Source organism: Flavobacterium sp. A45 (assembly GCF_002001005.1).
Lineage (GTDB): Bacteria > Bacteroidota > Bacteroidia > Flavobacteriales > Flavobacteriaceae > Flavobacterium.
Genome location: NZ_MUNX01000058.1, coordinates 14,005 through 29,599, shown reverse-complemented (window position 1 = coordinate 29,599; position 15,595 = coordinate 14,005). Strand labels below are relative to the sequence as shown.

Sequence of the window (15,595 nt, the reverse complement as noted above, 5' to 3'; positions counted from 1 at the left end):
TTTAATTTAAAAGGGAATTTTCATCTGCTTCAGCTCTTTTTAAAATACTGTCAGGGAGTGCTTTTTTAGCTTTGGCACCCATTTTCTTGAGTTTTTCGACACTTGTGATGAGGTTTCCTTTTCCTTCCACGAGTTTATTCATAGCGCCTTGATATTCTACTTTACTCTCTTCGATTTTTTTACCAATTTTTATTAAATCAGCGACAAAACCTTCAAATTTATCATACAAGGCACCAGCTTGTCTGGCTATTTCAAAGGCATTTTCTTGCTGTTTTTGGTTTGTCCACATACTGTCAATTGTGCGTAAAGTTGCCAATAGAGTAGATGGGGTGACAATTACGATGTTTTTTTCGAATGCTTTGTTGTATAAGGTTGTGTCTTCGTTGAGTGCCAATGCAAAAGCGGGTTCCATGGGTATAAAAAGCAAAACAAAATCAGGGCTTTCTATCTGGTATAAATCGTGATAATTTTTACTTCCCAATTGATCCACGTGGCTTTTTATCGAATTGACGTGTTCTCTTAAAAAGGTTTTCTTTGAATTTTCATCTTCTTCATTAATGAATTTTTCATAAGCTGTTAGTGAAACTTTAGAATCGACAATCATCTTTTTTCCATCAGGAAGATTGATGACAACATCCGGAAAAACACGATTTCCTTCTTCTGTAGTATGGCTTTGCTGTACTTCATATTCGCGTCCTTTTTCCAATCCTGATTTTTCAAGGACACGTTCTAGTACCAGTTCTCCCCAATTTCCTTGCATTTTACTGTCTCCTTTTAATGCTTTGGTCAAGTTGATGGTTTCTTTGCTCATTTGAATATTCATTTCACGTAAGCCTAAAATTTGTTGGCGTAATGCAGCATGATAATCAATGCTTTCTTTGTGGGTATCTTCGACTTTCTTTTCGAATAACTGAATTTTATCTTGTAGCGGGGACAAGATATTTTTCATGTTTTCCTTGTTTTGCTCTGTAAATTTATTCGATTTTTCGTCTAATATTTTATTGGCAAGATTCTCAAATTCTTTGGTGAATTTCTCCTGAAGTTTCTCGACTTCTTCTTTTTGTTCCTTGTTGCGTTCCCAAAGATTTTCAAAATCGACTTCTTTTTTAGAAAGCTGAATGGCTAGACTGTCTTTCTCATTTCGGATATTTTCCTTTTCAGAATTAGATACTTCCAGTTGTTTTTCGAATGTGTTTTTATCTAATAAAAACTGTTCTTTCTGTTGGTTTAATTGAGAATTAAGCGCGATTAATTTTTCTTCCAGACTTACTTTTTCCGATTGAAATCGAGCAGAAAATAGGAGCTTGCCAATGAAAACGCCTATTGTAAGCGCGATAATAAAAACCACTAATAAAGGAAGAATTGTTAACATAGATATTTCTTTTTTTTAAAATGTAAAAGTACGCATTAATACGTAGTACTTAATTTTAAAAAATGAAATTTCACGAATTATTAGAAATCCAATACTAAATCAACAATTTATTTTTTTTATGTCATCACGCAACCATTTTTGGAATGAACCATCTTAATAGTATATAAATTAATTAAAAAGTAAATATGAAACGTTTTATTTTAATAGCTCTTACGGCTCTTAGTTTTTATTCTTGTTCCGATCCGATTGATAGTGATAACGCCCAAAACTGTGGCGATGTCAGAAATGTAACTTATGAGAATTTTAAATATTGCGGACAGCCAAAAGAGAATCCAACAAAACCAATTTATGTGCTTATAAACTCCAATGAAGAACTGCAAAAGCATTTTGCTGCTTGCGATGTTAGTGCTTTACCTGATTTTACTCAGAAGAGAGTGTTAGGGCTTTTGGCAGGACCGAAACCTACATCCGGCTATGATATAAAAATCCAATCTGTAATTGAAGATGACTGCCAAATTCTGGTTCAGTATTCTGAAAAAGTGCCTGGTGCTAATGAAGTGGTGCTTCAGGCAATTACGTATCCTGCAGAATATATTGTACTTCCAAAATCAACTAAGCCTATTTTGTTCTCCAAAGTAAGTACAGATATTGATTATGCTATTGTTGGTACTTATTTCGGACAATGTACTGGGGCAGACTGCTATCAGTTTTATAAAGTCGAAAATCACAAAGTAACTAAATATCCAACAGTGAATAATTTTCCTGCTGAGTTTAACCAAACTAATTATAAAGCATTAATTTTTAAAGATGATTATGCTGGTTTTCTTTCAAAAATACCAGCCGAAATAAAAAACTTAAAAGGACAGACCAAAATATTGGGTTCTCCAGATGCACATGATCAAGGCGGTGTTTACTTTGAGTGGAGCCAAGGTGGAGTTGTCACCAAAATTTATTTGGATACTGATAATACAACAGATCAAACGGCTGATGTTATTGCATTCAAGAAGGTGATTCAGGACAAAATAGTGCAATTAAAAACAAAATCATAATACTATGATTGGTTATCGAAACGATTACTTTTTTTCGATTGATAAATTAGAATTGAATATAAAAACCAGCATCAACATTTAATACTTGTGAAATGAAAAAATTTATTTGTATAATTCTTATAGCGCTTACTTTCTGTTCATGTGCTAATGATGACGCTGGTTTTGATTCAAAAACCAAAAAAGAAATAATGGATAGTTGGGCTTGGAAAATTTTTATTTTTACTGATGAAGGAGAATTTACACCAGTCGAGACTGCCAAAAATAAATTTGATAATACAACAAAAGTAAACCCTATTTTTGTAGATGATATTTTGGAAATTTACAGCAATGATGAATTATTCTTAGATAATAAAAAAGAAGGATTTAATGATCCAATTGCTTTTGCCAATTATAATGTAACTAAAAGAAAAAAATAACGAGTTTAATACTTATTTCTTGGAAGAAAACATAGAACTATTTATAAAAAAATGTGTCGATAACGACCGGGAAGCACAACTGAAAATTTATCAGTTGTTTTCTCCTGTTTTATATGGGCTATGTCTTAAATACATGCGAAATGAAGATGACGCCAAGGATGTTTTTCAAGAAGCTTTTGTAATTGCTTTTCAAAAGATGGGGCAATACAAATTTGAAGGAAGTTTTGAAGGTTGGATCAAGCGTATTTTTATCAATAAATTGCTTGAAACATTAAAGAAAAAGAAAAAAGATGTGCTCTTCTTAGATGTTTTTGATACCGATGTAATTGAGGAAGAAGAACTGGAATTGGCTCCCATTGAACAAGAAAAATTATTAGAATACATTCAAGAATTACCCGACCAGTACCGGATGGTTTTTAATTTATATGTTTTCGAAAAAATGAAGCACAAAGAGATTGCAAAATTGCTTCAAATTTCAGAAGGTACATCAAAATCCAATCTGAATAGAGCCAAGAGTATTTTGAAAAAAAGAATTTTGGTTGTATTAAATTTTAAAACAGCATAAAAAGCAAGGCATGAAAAATAAAGAAGCAAAATCTATTTTTTCTTCATTGGAAAACTACTCCAGTATTCCGCCTCCCGAATTATGGGATAAAATTGAAGCACAATTAGACGAACCTAAAAAGAAGAAACGAGCCATTATTTGGTGGTCAATTGCTGCTAGTTTAGTAGTTGGACTTTCTGTTCCAACTATTTTGTATTTTAATTCCAATCCAGGAAATGGTATTGAATTGAATGTGGAAAATAATGCGAATGAAGTTGTTTTGCAAAAGGATTCAAATGAAGAAAATAACAACATTCAGCAAGATAATCGCAAGGCAAAAGAAATTAAAAATGATAATTTAAATAATAATCCAGTAGCGACAACAACCGTTTCGAGTATTTCTTTTAAAATAAAAGATTCTTCTAAAACTAAAAATTTGAATCCCCAGAAAAACAATGGAATGATTCAAACTGTTATGAATGAATCCCAGTCCAATGCTATAGCTTCAAATCAAAATTCAAGTTCTGTTATTCTTAAATCTGAATTACAAATTAATAAATCTGCTAAGGTTGGTAATCCAAATTCAAGTAAAAACGGTATAGTTAATAATCAAAAAAGTATTGTTTTAGAAGCTAATAAGAGTAAAGGAATTGCAGATAATACAATTTCAAAACCAGAATTAGTAAATGACAAATTAGTTCAAGTTAGCCCATCAAATACCAGTAAAAAAGCTATAGTAAGTAACCAAGATAATGATGTTTCAGGATTGAACAGCAATAAAGGAATTGCAGAAAACACAAAATCAAAAGATTCTTTAAGCAAAATAAAATCAGAAGTTGCGCAATTGGAGAAGGCTTTAGTACAAAAGGATAAAGACAAAATAAAGAAAAAAGAGGTTTCTGAAAGCATTGATAAATGGTCTCTTCAAGTTTTTGCTGGGGTTATGAGTTCCCAAAATTATAATAACGAAAAGGCATTAGGATATGCTGTAGCTTCACAACAGTCTAATGGTTATGGCGTGAAGACGAATTATAAACTGAACAAAAAATGGGGAGTAAGTTCGGGGTTTAAAATCAATGAACTGGGACAAAAAATTGCTGGAGTTTCTTATTACGATAAGCAAAACTTGTATGGAGCTGCCTCTGGTTTACTTCCTCTGACCAACGATAAGTATGTGCCTAATTCAACAACCAATTATCAATTTGTATCGATTTCAAAAAATGAGGAATATTTATTTTCTTCTAATTCTAAAAATGTAAGTGGTCTCGAAAAAGGAGATGTAACACAAAATTTGAAGTATTTCGAAATGCCATTGGAGGTTTCGTATGCTATTTTGAGTAATAAGAAAGCAAATATTAGTATGAATACGGGAGGTTTTGTAGGGAAGTTAATTTCAAATGATATTGCTTTGAATGGAAGTTCCATTGGGGAAAACAAAAATGTAAACGAATTTGTTTACGGAACTTTATTGAGCAGTACCTTGCAGTATGAACTCTTTAAAAAGACCAAGTTTTTCATTGAACCCGGAATGAATTATTATATAAATCCGTTGGAAAACCAATCATTCAATCAGTTTCAATGGATGTTTAATGTAGGTTTGAATGTTAATTTTTAATTTTACAAAAAAGCTACAATATTATTTTATTTTTGATGTGAATAATACAAAATGCTAGATGCTCCTGCAAAATCTAGCATTTTGTATTTTAAATTAATTTTTTAAATACATTTTATTCATCCAATTTTTGATTCCCTCTGTCAATATGATTGTCTGGATTTGAGTTTGGATACCGATCGGGTGTTATGTCAGAATTTCGATCTCTATTTTCTAGTGTTTTTTTAGTGTCTTTTTCCGTTAAAACTCCACGGTTCAAACCCTTTTTTTCTAGTTGATCTTTATCTATTTCTTCGGGAAGATCTGGAGTGGTACCTTCAATATTCCGAGCTCTTTGTACTATTTTTTCATTTCCATGGCTATCAATTTCTATTTCTTCTTTAAGTTTTGATGTTTCTGAATTCAAGTTTTTATCAGTTGGTTGCGTGTCAGAATTTTGCTTGCTATTGGTTTTTTTTGAACCTAAATTATTACTTTCCATATCGTTATATTTTGGTGTTAATACTATAATTATTATAATGATACGCTTTTATCTGCAGTAATTCAATCAATTAACATAGCATTGGGTTTAAAGAATGAAATGTGCAGTGGTCTTTTTTAATACTCCAAAAACAAATCTATCTTTGTACTCACAAAACAAATCTAGAATGTCCCACCATCATTTCGTCCTTCACAAACCCTACGGTTATTTAAGCCAATTTATTTATGAACTGAAACGCAAGAAAAAACTCTTGGGTGAATTACATGATTTTCCTGCCGGAACAATGGCTATTGGTCGACTTGATGAAGATTCGGAAGGTTTACTTTTATTGACAACCGATGGGAAAATGAGTGAAATCATTCGAAGTAAAAAAGTAGACAAAGAATACTATGTGCAAGTCGATGGAATTATTACTCCCGAAGCAATAGAACAATTGAAAAATGGTGTCGAAATTGGTTTTAATGGCACAAAATATACAACCAAACCCTGTGAAGCTTTTATTGTAAACGAGATTCCTAATTTTGGAGCAAGAGGCAAAAAGATTCGGGACGAGCGTCACGGTCCTACTTCTTGGGCGTCTATCACGGTCAATGAAGGAAAGTTTCGCCAAGTACGAAAAATGACGGCAGCCGTTGGTTTTCCTACCCTAAGATTGGTAAGAGTCCGAATAGGAAACGTACTTTTAAATGACTTGCAAGCTGGTGAAGTTTTGGAGGTTTCTAATTTTCAATTAAACGAATAAACAAATTACCGATTAAACAAATAATTATGTTAAACATTGTTCTCGTAGAACCCGAAATACCTAATAATACTGGAAATATTGGTCGTCTTTGTGTAGGTACTGAAAGCCGTTTGCACTTAATACATCCTTTTGGCTTCGTTATTAATGATAAAAACCTAAAGCGTTCTGGACTTGATTATTGGGTGCACCTTGATGTAACAGAATATCAAAATGTAGCCGAATGGATGTCTCAAATTCCGGATAAATCTAGAGTTTTTCTGATGAGTTCTCATGCCGAAAAGTCCTATTTGGAAAATCAATTTCAAGATGGGGATTGGTTGGTTTTTGGCAAGGAAAGTGTAGGTTTGAGTGCCGAAGTTTTAGCATTATTCGAAAATCATTTGACCATTCCCATGTCACCATTAATTCGAAGTTTTAATATTGCCAATTCCGTTGCGTTTGTAGTGGGAGAAGCGAAGAGACAGATTATTGGGCTATGAAATTGATATAAGATTTTATAATTCTATTTACGGTGTTTTCCAATGAAGGTTTAGAATCTTTGAAATCTTCCTTGAGTTTACCTTCAGAAGTAAAAAAATCGACTACCGTAGTCTTCATCAGTACCCTATCGGTATAAATTTCTTTTACAGTAAATGTAAGGGTATATTTTTGATTTTCTCCAAACACAATTTTAAGGCTGTATTTGATGTCAAAATTATATTTTACGGCTAAATTCCAGTAGTAATAAGCATTTTCATAGCGAGCTTCAATGGTTAAGGAATTTTCAGTAACATCAAAAACATCTGAACCCTTTTCATTATAATACCGTGCCCATTCTTTAGATTGCTCTATTAACTTATTAATAGGCTGATTGGGCATTTCTATTTCCAGAGGAGCAAACCCTTTAGGTGTCAGTTCCAACTTTGTCTGTGCCGAACTTACGACAATCCAAAAAAACAAGGTTATTTTAAGAAAGTATTTCATCTCTAGGTTTTTACGACTCTTACAAAGATAAACAACTGTGATGGTTTTGTTTGAAAGTAAATTTTCCTTTTTCCTTTTCGAAAAAAAAAATCATCCTTAAATATGATATCAAAAACCATCTGACCATTCTTATGTCCCCGTTAATCAGAAGTTTTAATATTGCCAATTCGATTACTTTCGTTGTTGGAGAAGCAAAGAGAGAAATTGGGTTAGGTGTTTAATATGAGGTGTTTAAAATCTATTTGTAGTAAAGAAAATCTATTTTTTTAAAGGAAATTTCATATATTTGAGATAGACAATGTTAGGTCTTAAATCTCTTTTTATGATAGATAACGTTTCCTTACGAAGTACTATTTTTAGACATCTCGATGGTTTAGTGACAGCTCCGGTAGCTTTTTGTTTATATAAAAAAGGTGTGTTAGCTTATATTTTAGATAAAAAGGAAGTAAGCCTTTCTGAACTCACCGAAAAATTTAATGCCAATGAAGGCTACCTCAATGTGGGTTTGCGTGTTTTGGCTTCTCAAGGTTTCCTCAATTATCATATTGCTACGAGTACTGACCTAATTACCATTGGCATTAATGAAAAAAGCGAAACAGCTTTTTCCCTGTTTCCATTGTACGAAGATGCTGTTGATTTATTGCATTATTCAATGGATTTTCATCCCAGATTATTTGAAGAGGCTCCCTTTGAACGCTTAAAATCTATTTTCGAAAAGTATAAAGACAATTATGGAATTTCGTTCTCTTCGGATTCTTTAACCAATACCATTCAACATCAAATTTTAAAGCATATTGAAGGTTTTTTGGTTGGTCCAACTGTAGTTCGTCTGGGCATGAGTGGTATGTTTCATAAATATTTTATGGAAATATCTTTTCGTCCAGAAGAGTTTCATAAATCCCCCGAAAACTTCAAAATCATCCTTGATTTTTTGGTTTATTTGGAATGGTTTACGCAAAAAAAAGGCAATTATCAGTTTACTGAAACTGGATTGTTTTTTGCCAAAAGAGCTTCTGCTTATGGTGTGACGGTCTCATATTTGCCAACTTTTAGTAAAATGAATGAATTAATTTTTGGAGATCCTTCTGTTTTAAGAATTGTTGGAGATGGGGATGATGAAATCCATGTCGATCGAGAAATGAACGTATGGGGAAGTGGTGGCGCCCACGACACCTATTTTAAAGTTGTTGACGAAATTATCATCAAATTATTCAATTTGCCTATTGAAGAGCAACCCAAAGGAATTTTGGATATGGGCTGCGGAAATGGTGCTTTTCTGGAACATATTTTTAATGTGATTGACCGACAGACTTTGAGGGGAAGAATGCTAAATACCCATCCTTTATTTTTGGTGGGTGCCGATTACAATCAAGCAGCGCTAAAAGTAACACGAGCCAATTTAATCAAAGCTGATATTTGGGCCAAAGTGATTTGGGGAGATATTGGTCGTCCAGATTTGCTTGCTGAAGATTTATGGGAAAATTATAATATCGATTTAAAAGATTTGCTGAATGTGAGAACCTTTCTGGATCACAACAGGATTTGGGAAATGCCAAAACAAATCACTGAAGGAAGGATAAGCAGTTCAACCGGAGCATTTGCACACAGAGGTGTTCGAATAAACAACAATTTAGTAGAAGGTAATTTATTGGAACACTTCCAGAAATGGTCACCTTATGTTCATGAATTTGGATTGTTAATCATCGAATTGCATACTATTTCGCCTCATTTGACAGCTGAAAATTTAGGCAAAACAGCAGCCACGGCTTATGATGCTACACACGGTTTTTCGGATCAATATATTGTGGAGATTGATGTTCTGCATAAAAACGCCGCCGAAGCAGGATTGTTTCCTGATCCTAGTTATTTTAAAAAATTCCCAGATTCAGAAATTGCGACAGTGAGTATTAATTTATTGAAAGGAATTTAAAAAAGTTTGCGGATTTCAGTTTACAGATTTCAGTCTTGTGCAGTAAACCCAAAACTCATAATTCTAAGTAATAACAAATTTGCCTTTTTCGCTGTCAAAAACGATATGTTCGTCTTTGAATAAAGTATTAAAACTTCCTTTGCTAATTAAGTTACAAGGTTCGTCTTGTACGACAGTTTCGGGTGTCATGATAATCATCTCGTCGCTTAATTGTATGGCCATATCAATGTCGTGAGTCGAAAATAGAATACACTTTCCTGTTTCGTGTGTTAGTTTTTTCAAGAGTTTCAACAACGAAACTTTGTGCAATAAGTCCAAATGTGTAGTGGGTTCATCAAGGATAATCAAGGGAGTATCTTGTGCCAAAGCTCTTGCAATCAAAACCTTTTGTAACTGACCGTCGCTTATTTCGTAATGTTTTTTTTGTGACAAATGGCCAATTTGCGTTAGCTCGATTGCGTCTTGTACGATTTGAACATCGGTATCTGATAATGTGCCAATCCAATTGGTGTACGGCTGACGTCCCAAGGCAACCAATTCAAAAACGGTTAAATTACTGGGTGGTAGTTTCTCGGTCAAAACCATACTTAAATTTTGGGCAAGTGCCAAAGGTTCGTAGCTGGTTATTTTCTTATCGTTCAAGAAAACAGTTCCATGCAAAGGTTTTTGGATTCCAGTAATAGTGCGTAACAAAGTAGATTTCCCAATACCATTTGCTCCAATCAAAGCAATCAGTTTTCCAGCCTGTAAGTTCAGGTTGAGGTTTTCTGCAATGGTCACGGTCTCCTTTTTGGAAGAGTATCCAATGCTTAAATTTTCTGTGGTTAGGATATTGCTCATTTTGAAATGCTCTAAATTTTAGATAATTATTTTACTGAAAAACGAAAATTTACACCATAGATTTATTGCAATAGGTAGCTTTTTCAAAATCCCTGATGTTTATGGATAAAATCGGAATCTCAGGAAACATTAGCTTCAACTGACTAACTATTTTGTTCGAGAGATTGCTTTTTTGAGCAGTTGTACGGCCTTCCATTATGTTCGCAAAAATATGAATAAAATCATCCTTAGTATTTCCTGTGTTGTAATATCGAAAAGGATTGATGCGAACTTTAATATCTGCTGGGTCAAAAAGACCTGTTGATTCTGCAGTATCATAAACGGCTTGCATAATTTTTTCGGGCGATTTTAGATTCAGTATGTTTTCGGAACAATCAATTACAAAATGTGGCATAATATTTTTATTTAAATGTTTTAAAATTGAAATATGTAAACGATAACCGAGTGTTCAATTATAAGTCTACTTAAAACTCCTCTTTCGAACCAAGAGCCAAATAACCACCGGCGCTCCCAGTATCGAAGTAATGGCGTTGATAGGCAAGGTAATTTCCATTCCTGGCATTTGGGAAACCACATCACAAACCAACATTATAGCTGCGCCAAAAAGCAAAGTGCTCCAGAATAAAACAGTATGATTACTGGTTTGAAATACTAATTTGGCGATATGAGGAACTGCCAATCCTATAAAAGCGATCGGACCCGCATAAGCCGTTATGCTACCCGCCAAAATACTCGTAGCTAATATGATTATAAGCCGAGCTTTGTTGAAATTCAACCCCATACTTTTGGCATAATTTTCACCCAATAATAGTGCGTTCAATGGCTTTATACTAAGCAAACTGAGGAATAATCCCAATAAGACACAAATCGTTAAAATGAGAATAGATGGCCAGGACAAATTGCCCAGATTACCCATCGACCAAAAAGTGAATTTTTGTAGTTGCTCTGCGGAACTGAAATAAGTTAAAACGCCCACAACTGCACTGGTAAAACTACCAAACATAAGTCCAACTATCAAAATTGCCATGGTGTCACGCAAACGTTGCGAAACCAATAAAACCAATAATAAAACGCTCGTGCTTCCTAGTGTTGATGCCAAAACGATTCCGTAGGGAGACAATAAAAGATCACTCAAAAATGAAGGTAATACGCTGGCTCCTAATATTACAAAAGCAACTCCCAAACTAGCCCCCGAACTAAGCCCCAAAACATAAGGTCCAGCAAGCGGATTCCGAAATAAAGTCTGCATTAATAATCCGCTAATAGATAATCCCATTCCGACCAAAACTGCCGTAATCGCTTTGGGCAAACGGTAGTTGATGATGATATATTCCCAAGTCGATTTACTCGAATATCCTCCTGTCAAACTGTTGTAAACTTCTTTGAAAGGGATTGTAATCGACCCAAAACTAATGTTTACAAAAAACAGCACAATAAGCCCTAAAAATAGGAATGAGAATAAGATTGTATTTCGTTTTTGATTGTTCAATTTGTGTCTAATTCAGTTTAGTAGCAAAAGTAAAAGTATAATCAGGAAGCAATTCAGGATGAAAAATTTTGATGTAATCTTTCAGTACTAAATCAGGTCTTGATGGTGACAATTCATAAAAAATAGTACCTCCGGTAGCTCCCAATTTTCCTTCAAAAGTATAAATCGTTTTATTTGTAAAAGCATCAAACTGACTGTAATGAGGATTGGCTTTTTCCAGTTCAGACAATGATTTGAACGAACCAGTTGCAATCCAAAAATTAGCAGTTTTTGCTTTGTCCAATATATTTTCAAAAGACAACCCAAGACTTCCGGTACCTTCGAGGTCTTTCCAAAGATAATCGGCTTTGGCATCTTTCATAAATTGCGCAACCCAACTGTTTCCTTTGGCCACAAACCATTGGTCTTGATACATCGAACCGTATAAAACAGTCGAAGTCGGTTTTTTATCAGCAACCAAAGCTAGAGCGTTGTTGTATTCTTTTACAATATTTTCGAACAAAATATCGGCCTCTTTTTCTTTTCCGAATAATGCTCCGTAAAGTTTTAACCATTCAGCTTTTCCAAGTGGAGATTGCTCCATCCAATCGGCTTGAATGAGTACTTTTAAACCGCTCTTTTGTAAATTTTCAATAGAGGGATTGTTATTGTCAATGCCAAAAGTTACGATGAGTTCCGGTGACAATTCTATCAGTTGTTCAATATTGAGTTTCTCGTTTTGTCCAACATTTTTAACTGAACCAGCATCAATTAAGGCTCTTGTTTTTTCGGATGAGATATAATCTGTATGAGGGAAACCAACAAGCGATTTTTCGACACCGAGCATTTCAAGAAACGGAATATTTGTGGTCGAAGTCACTACAATAGATTGTAATGGAACGGAAATTTCAGTGTATTTTTTTAAGCTGTCCGGAACAATTCCGTTTTTTTCTTTTAGAATATAAGTGAAATCTTTAACCGCATCCGGCCAAGGATTTGAAACCGTTACCACTGTATAACCTTCGTGTTTGTGAATGGCTAAACTTTTGGCATACTGAATGCTATTTGGAGTGTTGACATCAGTTTGAGTGTCATTTTTTTCATTTTTTTTACATCCAATAAATGAAAAAAGAATGACGAATAAAATAACTTTGTAGAACGAAAATTTCATATTATATTTTTTACAATAAGAGCAAAGGTATATTAAATTATAAATTTCCTGTTTAGTTTTTGAAGTAAAAAATTAAGACAAACGCTATCTTTACCAAATGAATACATTAAAAGTGAAACATTGTTCGGCTTGTAAATTGCCTTTTAGCTGTGGAGATTCAGTCAAAGGAAAGGAATGTTGGTGCAATGATTTTCCTCCCATTTTCAATCCTCTTGATATTGCAGATTGTCTTTGCCTCACTTGTTTTAAAACCGCTTGTTCCGATAAAATAGACGAATTTGTCGCCACTATAACTCCCGAAAATGCAATAGGTAATAAAGCCTCGCTATTACCCGAAACCACAAACATAATAGAAGGAATTGATTATTATTTTGAAGATGGGTGCTATGTTTTTAAACCTTGGTTTCATCTCAAACGGGGATATTGTTGCAAAAGCGATTGTACGCATTGTCCGTATTGATTGAAAAATAGATTGCTTTAGAAGCAGAAAGATTTGGCATTTTTTGGAAGCATCGTCCCGCTCTCCGTTACAATCTTGTAAGCCGAACCCCGGCTTACAAGGATTTCCACTGCTATCGGGGCTAAAGGGAGAGATTTTCCTTTTTTGCCATCATTCCAAAAAAGGAAAAGAAGTAACAATAAAATTCAGATTCAGAAACGATTTTATAAAACATATTGAGAATACGGAGAAAGTTTTAAAGAAAGGAAAACAAAAATGATATATCTAATTACAGGCGGAGAACGTTCCGGAAAAAGCAGTTATGCTGAAAATTTGGCAAAAGGTTTATCCGAAAAGCCAATGTATGTGGCAACAGCCAGAAAATGGGACGATGATTTTCAAAAAAGAGTTGACCGTCATCAAAAAGACCGAGATGAACGTTGGGTTAACATAGAAAAGGAAAAGCATTTAAGCGAAATTGATTTCACCGGAAAAGTGGCCGTTGTGGATTGCGTAACGCTTTGGCTAACTAACTTTTTTGTGGACACGAAAAATGATGTTGCCTTAAGTTTGGAACAAGCCAAAGCCGAAGTAGATCTAATTGCAGAACAAGAAAATACAAATATTATAATTGTAACCAATGAAATCGGAATGGGAATCCATGCCGAAACGCATATTGGCAGAAAATTCACAGAGCTTCAAGGTTGGATGAATCAATACATCGCCCAAAAAGCCGAAACTGTTGTATTGATGGTTTCAGGAATTCCGGTTGTAATTAAAAAACAAGGTCAATATCAATTGCAATAGCAAAAATCAATTTTTAGACATTGTCATTGATATTGCCATTGTCATTGAAAAATTTTATAAAATAATAATATGTCAAATTTAGATGATATTATAAAATCACGTCGCGACACTCGTCATTTTACACAAGACGAAGTGCCCGATGAAGTAATCCAAAAAGCACTTCAGGCAGGACATCACGCGCCTTCAGTTGGTTTGACCGGCGCTACAAAATATTATCTGATCAAATCAGCTGAAATCAAAAAAGCCATAAAAGAATTGTTTTTGGATTATGATATTAAGGCATCAAACTTAACCGACGACAAACTTCAAAAAGCACAATATAAAGCCTTAAAGCTAGAAGCGATTGAGGAAGCACCACTTGGATTGGTGATTTGTTACGACCGTTCGGTGTTGAATCATTTCACGATTGGAACAGTTGGCAGCAATGAAGCGGTAAAATTCAGTGCCGTTTGCGCCGCCCAAAACATTTGGCTGTCATTGACCGAACAAGGTTATTCGATGGGTTGGGTTTCGATTCTGAATTATTATCAATTCAAACAGCTTTTGGGATTACCCGAAAACATAGAGCCTTTGGGATATTTTTGCGTAGGCAAACCAGCTACCAATTACAACAACCAGCCGATGTTACAACAATTGAACTGGAAACAAAAAGCTAAAAAACCTTGTGTTGAAGAGATTTTAGTTTCAGCCCCTGTCTCGGTCTCAAAGTCTTTGCTGGAAACGAAGCAATCTCACTTCAATGATTCCACAATAGGCGAGGCACTACAACAAAAAATAGATAATAAAACCAAACCAACTGGTTCTCTTGGAGTTTTAGAAAGTTTGGCAAAGCAAATTGGAACCGTTTTCCAAACATTGGAACCCAAAATTACAAAACCCAATATAGTTGTTTTTGCCGCTGACCACGGAATTGGTAATCACGGCGTAAGTGCCTATCCGCAAGATGTTACCCGACAAATGGTAACTAATTTTTTGGAAGGCGGAGCAGCAATCAATGTTTTTTGCAAACAAAATAATATCGAGTTAACCATTGTGGATGCCGGAGTAAATTATGATTTTCCAACAAATGCAAATTTGATTTCCGCCAAAATAGCGAAGGGAACACAATCGTTTTTACACTGTCCAGCAATGAGCCAATCAGAATTGGATTTGTGTTTTGTAAAAGGGGCAGCAATCGTGAATTCGATTTTTGAAACGGGCTGTAACTGCATCGGTTTTGGCGAAATGGGAATTGGGAATACTTCCACAGCTTCGGTTTTGATGAGTATTATTATAGAATTACCTATCGAAGATTGTGTCGGAAATGGAACAGGTGTTGTTGATGAAAAGTTAATTCAAAAGCAAAATATTCTAAAAAAAGCTCTTGAGAATTATAATGGTTCAAATGATTTGGAAAGTAAGTTAGCCTATTTTGGAGGATTCGAAATTATGCAAATGGCAGGAGGAATGCTTCAAGCCAAACAAAACAATATGCTCATTTTGGTCGATGGTTTTATTTGCACTGTTGTTTTTTTAATTGCCTACAAAATGAATCCATCAGTAAAAGAAAACGCGATATTCTGTCATTCATCTGCAGAGAAAGGGCATCAAATAATATTGGATTATTTAAACATTCAACCATTGTTGCAGCTTGATTTGCGATTGGGTGAGGGAACAGGTTGTGCTGTGGCATTTCCAATTATTCAATCGGCTGTTTGTTTCCTGAATGAAATGGCCAGTTTTGAATCTGCAGGAATTAGCGGTTCGTAAATCAATTTTAAA

18 protein-coding genes and 1 pseudogene are annotated in these 15,595 nt (G+C 34.4%); 11 read left to right on the top strand and 8 right to left on the bottom strand.

Features of this window, described 5'->3' with window-relative positions; genetic code table 11:
* Nucleotide 1 precedes the first annotated feature (1 nt).
* Nucleotides 2-1,372, bottom strand: coding sequence for a DNA recombination protein RmuC (rmuC, locus tag B0E44_RS04255; RefSeq protein ID WP_077370961.1), 1,371 nt, complete (start codon nucleotides 1,370-1,372; stop codon nucleotides 2-4).
* 185 nt (nucleotides 1,373-1,557) lie between these two features.
* On the opposite strand from rmuC, the gene B0E44_RS04250 reads away from it, so the two are divergent.
* From B0E44_RS04250 to B0E44_RS04235, 4 genes are all read left to right on the top strand, one after another.
* Nucleotides 1,558-2,421, top strand: a complete 864-nt coding sequence (locus B0E44_RS04250; RefSeq protein ID WP_077370960.1) for a protease complex subunit PrcB family protein — start codon at nucleotides 1,558-1,560, stop codon at nucleotides 2,419-2,421.
* A gap of 92 nt (nucleotides 2,422-2,513) precedes the next feature.
* Entirely contained in the window at nucleotides 2,514-2,837 is a 324-nt protein-coding gene (locus tag B0E44_RS04245; RefSeq protein WP_077370959.1) for a hypothetical protein, read from the top strand.
* A 19-nt stretch (nucleotides 2,838-2,856) separates the two neighbouring features.
* Nucleotides 2,857-3,402 carry an RNA polymerase sigma factor gene (locus tag B0E44_RS04240; RefSeq protein WP_077370958.1) on the top strand — a complete coding sequence of 182 codons (546 nt, stop codon included), beginning with the start codon at nucleotides 2,857-2,859 and terminating at the stop codon, nucleotides 3,400-3,402.
* A gap of 10 nt (nucleotides 3,403-3,412) precedes the next feature.
* Nucleotides 3,413-4,996, top strand: a complete 1,584-nt coding sequence (locus B0E44_RS04235) for a hypothetical protein (protein ID WP_077370957.1) — start codon at nucleotides 3,413-3,415, stop codon at nucleotides 4,994-4,996.
* 112 nt (nucleotides 4,997-5,108) lie between these two features.
* Here the strand turns inward: B0E44_RS04235 and B0E44_RS04230 are convergent, their stop codons facing one another.
* Nucleotides 5,109-5,474, bottom strand: coding sequence for a hypothetical protein (locus B0E44_RS04230; protein ID WP_254423241.1), 366 nt, complete (start codon nucleotides 5,472-5,474; stop codon nucleotides 5,109-5,111).
* 166 nt (nucleotides 5,475-5,640) lie between these two features.
* Between B0E44_RS04230 and B0E44_RS04225 the strand changes: the two genes are divergently transcribed.
* Both B0E44_RS04225 and B0E44_RS04220 read left to right on the top strand, forming a co-directional pair.
* Nucleotides 5,641-6,216 (top strand): pseudouridine synthase, encoded by a 576-nt coding sequence (locus tag B0E44_RS04225; RefSeq protein ID WP_077370955.1) that lies wholly within the window; start codon nucleotides 5,641-5,643, stop codon nucleotides 6,214-6,216.
* A gap of 26 nt (nucleotides 6,217-6,242) precedes the next feature.
* Complete coding sequence (locus B0E44_RS04220) at nucleotides 6,243-6,695, top strand: tRNA (cytidine(34)-2'-O)-methyltransferase (protein ID WP_077370954.1); 453 nt, start codon at nucleotides 6,243-6,245, stop codon at nucleotides 6,693-6,695.
* Here the strand turns inward: B0E44_RS04220 and B0E44_RS04215 are convergent.
* Nucleotides 6,682-7,179 (bottom strand): hypothetical protein, encoded by a 498-nt coding sequence (locus B0E44_RS04215; RefSeq protein ID WP_077370953.1) that lies wholly within the window; start codon nucleotides 7,177-7,179, stop codon nucleotides 6,682-6,684. The genes B0E44_RS04220 and B0E44_RS04215 overlap by 14 nt on opposite strands.
* 110 nt (nucleotides 7,180-7,289) lie before the next feature.
* On the opposite strand from B0E44_RS04215, the pseudogene B0E44_RS19000 reads away from it, so the two are divergent.
* Together B0E44_RS19000 and B0E44_RS04210 are read left to right on the top strand one after the other, a co-directional pair.
* Nucleotides 7,290-7,400, top strand: a pseudogene (locus B0E44_RS19000) (tRNA (uridine(34)/cytosine(34)/5-carboxymethylaminomethyluridine(34)-2'-O)-methyltransferase TrmL); the annotation flags it as partial.
* Nucleotides 7,401-7,501: 101 nt separating this feature from the next.
* Nucleotides 7,502-9,109 (top strand): class I SAM-dependent methyltransferase, encoded by a 1,608-nt coding sequence (locus B0E44_RS04210; protein ID WP_077370952.1) that lies wholly within the window; start codon nucleotides 7,502-7,504, stop codon nucleotides 9,107-9,109.
* 63 nt (nucleotides 9,110-9,172) lie between these two features.
* Here B0E44_RS04210 and B0E44_RS04205 read toward each other — a convergent pair whose 3' ends face one another.
* From B0E44_RS04205 to B0E44_RS18995, 5 genes are all read right to left on the bottom strand, one after another.
* A complete protein-coding gene (locus B0E44_RS04205) occupies nucleotides 9,173-9,949 on the bottom strand; it encodes an ABC transporter ATP-binding protein (RefSeq protein ID WP_077370951.1) in 777 nt (258 codons plus the stop codon).
* Between the two features lie 49 nt (nucleotides 9,950-9,998).
* The gene (locus B0E44_RS04200) at nucleotides 9,999-10,343 is read right to left on the bottom strand and encodes a 5-carboxymethyl-2-hydroxymuconate Delta-isomerase (protein WP_077370950.1); all 345 of its coding nucleotides are present in this window, start codon (nucleotides 10,341-10,343) and stop codon (nucleotides 9,999-10,001) included.
* A 66-nt stretch (nucleotides 10,344-10,409) separates the two neighbouring features.
* Nucleotides 10,410-11,438 (bottom strand): iron ABC transporter permease, encoded by a 1,029-nt coding sequence (locus tag B0E44_RS04195; protein ID WP_077370949.1) that lies wholly within the window; start codon nucleotides 11,436-11,438, stop codon nucleotides 10,410-10,412.
* Nucleotides 11,439-11,445: 7 nt separating this feature from the next.
* On the bottom strand, nucleotides 11,446-12,588 hold the full coding sequence (locus B0E44_RS04190) for an ABC transporter substrate-binding protein (protein WP_077370948.1): 1,143 nt from the start codon (nucleotides 12,586-12,588) through the stop codon (nucleotides 11,446-11,448).
* A 90-nt stretch (nucleotides 12,589-12,678) separates the two neighbouring features.
* Entirely contained in the window at nucleotides 12,679-12,936 is a 258-nt protein-coding gene (locus tag B0E44_RS18995; RefSeq protein WP_254423243.1) for a hypothetical protein, read from the bottom strand.
* Here B0E44_RS18995 and B0E44_RS18990 point away from each other — a divergent pair.
* The 3 genes from B0E44_RS18990 (at nucleotide 12,857) to cobT (ending at nucleotide 15,583) form a co-directional block, all read left to right on the top strand.
* Complete coding sequence (locus B0E44_RS18990) at nucleotides 12,857-13,048, top strand: DUF5522 domain-containing protein (protein WP_254423242.1); 192 nt, start codon at nucleotides 12,857-12,859, stop codon at nucleotides 13,046-13,048. The two genes, B0E44_RS18995 and B0E44_RS18990, sit on opposite strands and share 80 nt — an antisense overlap.
* Before the next feature lie 255 nt (nucleotides 13,049-13,303).
* On the top strand, nucleotides 13,304-13,834 hold the full coding sequence (cobU, locus tag B0E44_RS04175; protein WP_077370945.1) for a bifunctional adenosylcobinamide kinase/adenosylcobinamide-phosphate guanylyltransferase: 531 nt from the start codon (nucleotides 13,304-13,306) through the stop codon (nucleotides 13,832-13,834).
* Nucleotides 13,835-13,903: 69 nt separating this feature from the next.
* Nucleotides 13,904-15,583, top strand: coding sequence for a nicotinate-nucleotide--dimethylbenzimidazole phosphoribosyltransferase (gene cobT, locus B0E44_RS04170; protein WP_077370944.1), 1,680 nt, complete (start codon nucleotides 13,904-13,906; stop codon nucleotides 15,581-15,583).
* Nucleotides 15,584-15,595 lie beyond the last annotated feature (12 nt).

Coding starts and splice junctions, on each gene's coding strand:
- B0E44_RS18995 (WP_254423243.1), bottom strand. CDS start 12,936: ATGTTTGTGGTTTCGGGTAATAGCGAGGCTTTATTACCTATTGCATTT.
- B0E44_RS04210 (WP_077370952.1), top strand. CDS start 7,502: ATGATAGATAACGTTTCCTTACGAAGTACTATTTTTAGACATCTCGAT.
- cobU (WP_077370945.1), top strand. CDS start 13,304: ATGATATATCTAATTACAGGCGGAGAACGTTCCGGAAAAAGCAGTTAT.
- B0E44_RS04235 (WP_077370957.1), top strand. CDS start 3,413: ATGAAAAATAAAGAAGCAAAATCTATTTTTTCTTCATTGGAAAACTAC.
- B0E44_RS04230 (WP_254423241.1), bottom strand. CDS start 5,474: ATGGAAAGTAATAATTTAGGTTCAAAAAAAACCAATAGCAAGCAAAAT.
- B0E44_RS04225 (WP_077370955.1), top strand. CDS start 5,641: ATGTCCCACCATCATTTCGTCCTTCACAAACCCTACGGTTATTTAAGC.
- B0E44_RS04245 (WP_077370959.1), top strand. CDS start 2,514: ATGAAAAAATTTATTTGTATAATTCTTATAGCGCTTACTTTCTGTTCA.
- B0E44_RS04205 (WP_077370951.1), bottom strand. CDS start 9,949: ATGAGCAATATCCTAACCACAGAAAATTTAAGCATTGGATACTCTTCC.
- B0E44_RS04250 (WP_077370960.1), top strand. CDS start 1,558: ATGAAACGTTTTATTTTAATAGCTCTTACGGCTCTTAGTTTTTATTCT.
- cobT (WP_077370944.1), top strand. CDS start 13,904: ATGTCAAATTTAGATGATATTATAAAATCACGTCGCGACACTCGTCAT.
- B0E44_RS04215 (WP_077370953.1), bottom strand. CDS start 7,179: ATGAAATACTTTCTTAAAATAACCTTGTTTTTTTGGATTGTCGTAAGT.
- rmuC (WP_077370961.1), bottom strand. CDS start 1,372: ATGTTAACAATTCTTCCTTTATTAGTGGTTTTTATTATCGCGCTTACA.
- B0E44_RS04220 (WP_077370954.1), top strand. CDS start 6,243: ATGTTAAACATTGTTCTCGTAGAACCCGAAATACCTAATAATACTGGA.
- B0E44_RS04190 (WP_077370948.1), bottom strand. CDS start 12,588: ATGAAATTTTCGTTCTACAAAGTTATTTTATTCGTCATTCTTTTTTCA.
- B0E44_RS04200 (WP_077370950.1), bottom strand. CDS start 10,343: ATGCCACATTTTGTAATTGATTGTTCCGAAAACATACTGAATCTAAAA.